General features: G+C 54.2%; 4 protein-coding genes and 3 pseudogenes. 4 read left to right on the forward strand and 3 right to left on the reverse strand.

Annotated features, from left to right (window positions below):
- Positions 1-88 precede the first annotated feature (88 nt).
- Positions 89-192 (reverse strand): annotated as a pseudogene (locus tag V6E55_RS25000) (replication protein RepA).
- A gap of 79 nt (positions 193-271) precedes the next feature.
- Between V6E55_RS25000 and tap the strand changes: the two are divergent.
- The 3 genes and pseudogenes from tap to V6E55_RS25015 all read left to right on the forward strand — a co-directional run.
- A complete protein-coding gene (gene tap, locus V6E55_RS25005) occupies positions 272-349 on the forward strand; it encodes a RepA leader peptide Tap (protein ID WP_011201829.1) in 78 nt (25 codons plus the stop codon).
- Positions 330-1205: an incFII family plasmid replication initiator RepA gene (repA, locus tag V6E55_RS25010; protein ID WP_085952537.1), complete on the forward strand. Its 876-nt coding sequence runs from the start codon at positions 330-332 to the stop codon at positions 1203-1205. The genes tap and repA overlap by 20 nt, the downstream gene beginning before the upstream one ends.
- Positions 1206-2199: 994 nt before the next feature.
- Positions 2200-2361, forward strand: a pseudogene (locus tag V6E55_RS25015) (SOS response-associated peptidase); the annotation flags it as partial.
- Between the two features lie 233 nt (positions 2362-2594).
- On the opposite strand, the gene V6E55_RS25020 reads toward V6E55_RS25015, so the two are convergent.
- Positions 2595-2963, reverse strand: a complete 369-nt coding sequence (locus V6E55_RS25020) for a hypothetical protein (protein WP_063942106.1) — start codon at positions 2961-2963, stop codon at positions 2595-2597.
- Between the two features lie 316 nt (positions 2964-3279).
- On the opposite strand from V6E55_RS25020, the gene V6E55_RS25025 reads away from it, so the two are divergent.
- Positions 3280-4005, forward strand: a complete 726-nt coding sequence (locus V6E55_RS25025) for a carbonic anhydrase (RefSeq protein WP_023234134.1) — start codon at positions 3280-3282, stop codon at positions 4003-4005.
- A 279-nt stretch (positions 4006-4284) separates the two neighbouring features.
- Here the strand turns inward: V6E55_RS25025 and V6E55_RS25030 are convergent.
- Positions 4285-4363, reverse strand: a pseudogene (locus V6E55_RS25030) (mercuric transporter MerT family protein); the annotation flags it as partial.

Genomic DNA, 4363 nt, shown 5'->3' on the forward strand with positions numbered 1-4363 from the left:
CGGCCCAGATCCGCGAAATTTTAATCAGCGAGTCAGCTTGGGAAGAAATGACCTGCTTATTCGCACCTTCCCTAGATTACTGATCGTTTTAGTGAATTCTTGGTTGGCCACGCCATAAGGTGGCAGGGAACTGGTTCTGATGAGGTGTCTACCCGGGACCAGAAAAGCAAAAACCCCGATAATCTTCACCAAGTTTGGCGACTAAGAGAAGATTAACGGGGCCTACTTAAACTGTATAGAAGCTGTTGCTCTATGCAGGGAGTATAGTTTTATGCTCAGAAAACTGCAATACCCGTTTCTGTGCCATTTACTCCTTCCGTGCAACATAAGTGCGGGAAGGTGTGACTGACGCCCAGACCCTGTTCTCCCATTACCGTCAGGTCAAAAACCCGAACCCGGCATTCACGCCGCGTGAAGGCAAAAAGACACTGCCGTTCTGTCGTAAGCTGATGGCGAAAGCCGAAGGCTTCACGTCCCGTTTTGACTTTTCCATCCATGTGGCGTTCTTACGCTCGCTGGGTAAACGTCACCGGATGCCGCCACTGTTGCGCCGCCGGGCCATCGATGCCCTGCTCCAGGGGCTGTGTTTCCACTATGACCCGCTGGCCAACCGCGTTCAGCGCTCCATCACCAATCTGGCCATCGAGTGCGGTCTCGCCACCGAGTCGAAAAGCGGTAATCTGTCCATCACCCGCGCCACGCGGGCGCTGACGTTTATGGCGGAGCTGGGGCTGATTACCTATCAGACCGAGTATGACCCGCAGATTGGCTGCAATATCCCGACCGATACCACCTTCACGCCGGCACTGTTCTCCGCGCTCGACGTCTCTGACGTGGCCGTTGTGGCCGCGAGGCGCAGCCGTGTGGAATGGGAGAATCAGCAGCGTAAGAAGCAGAACCTGAAGCCGCTGGAGATGGACGAGCTGATAGCGAAGGCCTGGCGGTTTGTGCGCGAACGGTTCCGCAGCTACCAGTCCGAACGTAAACAGCATGGCCTGAAGCGCGCCCGCGCCCGACGTGACGCGGACAGAGCCCGTAAGGACATTGTGACGCTGGTGAAACAGCAGCTGACGCGTGACTACGCCAAAGGGCGTTTCGTCGGCGACAGGGATGCTCTCCAGCGTGAGCTGGAGCGGCGCGTGAAAGAGCGCATGCTGATGTCGCGTGGTAACAACTACACGCGGCTGGCCACCGTCCCCATATAACCCTTCCTGTGTGAAAAATCCGGCTGGCGCCGGAGGGTTTCGCACGTCTGCAGTCCATCGTTGACGGTTTTCTGCACGAAATGACGGCCGTCCTTCCTGACATTCACCCCATTCCGCCATCAGAATGGCCAGAAATTGCATCAGAGTGGCCACATCTCGTCGCCAGATTCAGTTACCCACAAATAACTGCAAGGGACCTTTCCATAAGGTTACAACCGTTATGCTTACAGAGCGCCAGCCGACCTGATTTCAAAGTGCGTGGTTTCCTTTAAAAACCTGCTCTGTACTTCTTTTAAATATCTTTTATTTCATTCATATAAATATATAACCTGTTCGTCGCCTGACCTGTGGACAGGCTCCTGAAAATGCCCGCCCTTGCAGCGGACTCACGTCCGCGCCGGTTCGGCAACTGCCTAAAGTAGCTCCCATCGCTACGCGACGGGCCCCGGCACGGCACATATAGTTACAACATTCAAAATACTCACTCAAAAGCAGGAACAGTGCCTGCCTGAACCCTCACAGCCCCTCCCCACCACTGAAAAGCGCCGCCGCCCCCGGCCGAAGGCCGGGAGTAGTGTCGCTTTTAATGATGGGTGTTGTAACTACTCTTCTTCATCGCTGTGGGTGGAGCTGCGGTCAGTTGTCTGGTACACGCTCGTAAGCGGCCCTACCGGCCCGCTAACGCGGAGATACGCCACGACTGCGGCTCACGCCTTGTCGTGACCACTCCGACCGCGTATAGCAGCTCCTGAAACGTTATTTGTGGGTATAGCTTATCAGGGCGGGGGGGGCGATTGGCAGAACCTATCAAACCGTAGCCGGCTACGCCGGGCTTCGGCGCCACTCACTTTCCGTTCACCAATGAACATCAGCTGGCGCCTTTTTAACTTCAGCCCCAGCTGGACCCTCTGTACCGCAGAGCGGCATTTTACCTTATCACCTCATGCTATCAGACTCATCACCTATACTTTTTGTCTGGCCACCGGAGGTAACTATGTGCGGACGTTTTTCTCAGTCAATGACGCGGGAAGATTATCTTTCTCTCCTCGCCGATGAAGCCGATCGAGATATTGCCTACGACCCCGAACCAATCGGTCGCTTCAACGTGGCGCCAGGTACCCGGGTTTTATTGCTGAGCGAACGTGACGAACAGCTCGGGTCCGCTTGGAAAAAGGAAATTATCCTACGTTAAGCGTTTTAAGCTAACGGGTGATTTCGTTCCATTGAGCGCGAACCCCTGACCGTAAGGGATGTACGAAATGATCCGGCTGTCCGTTAATGGTTTTGCTTACTTTCGGACATGTTGTCTACATGCTGTACGTAATCGTTCGGTTTCGGACGTTTAAGTCACATGCACGTTAACTGTCGGTATTCATCGCCTCACTAGTACTACTCTGCTAGTTCATCATGTTCTTCGAGAGCATATTCAAAATCGGCAACAAGCAAGAAATTTTCTATCCTATAAGCCTGATTTAACTTAATTCGTTGGTATCTTTCGTTCAATAATCGCCATGCTGTTTTCCGTAGTACCATCGGTACGGATTCATCTTTTAAAGTACGCATGAGCACAGAACAGGTTGTCAGAAAAGCAGCGTCCTTACGTTTTCGGTAATACGCATCAGTCGAACAAACCGCAATGATCTCGATTGATTCAGGGTGATGACAGATAGCATTAACCGTAGTTTTTTCATGTATCTGTGCCTTGAGTTCAGCCTGAATTTTTGATTGATGATACATAGCCTTGAGATAGCTAAACATGATTTCCCCATCAAACAGTAAGTCGTGTCAATTCCTAGAGTTAACACATTTCTGATCATGACTCACACGTTACGTTCAGTCGGTAGCCATCTGTGCAAAAAATGCGCTTAGCGTAGGATAATTTCCTTTTTCCAAGCGGACCCCATATAGTGCCATCGAAGGCTTAGGTCAGCTAACTGCATGCTGAATTAAAGGCATTTGCTATCACGATGCAGCCCCGGAGTCTTCAGGTGTGTTACATGTAATAACTGGAGCCGTTTTCGTCGCCGTGAAGGCACGAAATGGTCGTGCTTTTCAATCAAGATAAGGATGCATTATGAGAAAGTCCCTGTTGGTCGCCGCCCTGCTGCTCAGCCCCACCGCCTTCGCTGCCACGACGCACTGGGAATACAGCGGTGAAGCCGGTCCGGCGAAATGGGCCAGCCTGACCCCGGAATATGGCCAGTGTGCGGGCAGCAATCAGTCACCGGTCAACCTCACGGGCATGGTGGAGGCCAAACTAGCCCCGCTGCAGTTCCATTATCAAACTGGTGGCAAGACCCTGGTCAACAACGGTCACACTATACAGGTCAACTATGCCCCCGGCAGCACCCTAGAACTCGATGGCATGCGCTTTGAGCTCAAGCAGTTCCACTTCCACGCCCCCAGCGAAAACCTCATCGAGGGCAAATCCTATCCCCTGGAGGGACATCTGGTCCACGCCAACGACAGAGGGGAGCTGGCGGTGGTGGCGGTGATGTTCGAACCGGGTCGGGCCAATGCTGCCCTGAGCCTTGCCTGGCAGGTGCTGCCAGCCAAGGCGGGGGAGAGCCACGGGCTCAAGGAACCGGTCTCGGCAGAGCAACTGCTGCCCGCTAAGCGGGACTATTACCGCTTCAGCGGGTCGCTGACCACCCCGCCCTGTTCGGAAGGGGTGCGCTGGCTAGTGATGAAGGAGCCGGTGCAGGTGAGCCAGGCCCAGATCGACGCCTTCAAGGCGGTGATGCACCACCCCAACAACAGGCCTGTGCAGCCCCTCAATGGTCGCCTGGTGCTGCAATAAGGTTGTATGTCACCGACTTGTGCAATAGAAACAGGGCCAGCTGGCCCTCTTAGGGAAGGTGCGACCCACTTGTTCGCACCTTCCCTAACGAAGTGCGAAGCAACAGGTAACGCCAAGGCGCTCGCGGTGCTTACCCAGATATCGCCGGCAGCTTGGCGACACATTTTGCTGAACGGACACTATACCTTTCAGAGTGACAGCAAGGTGATTGACCTGGATACCCTTGTGGCAGGGGTGGAACTGGCGTGACGGAAATTTCGGCGGTTCCGGCTTACAACCCCAAGTAGCTCGCACTTGGGGAATCGCGCAGACCTCACCCGGTTTGCAGGCTTGCGCCGGGCGGTAGATGCGCCGCCAG

The organism is Enterobacter sp. 342, assembly GCF_036663495.1.
Lineage (GTDB): Bacteria > Pseudomonadota > Gammaproteobacteria > Enterobacterales > Enterobacteriaceae > Enterobacter.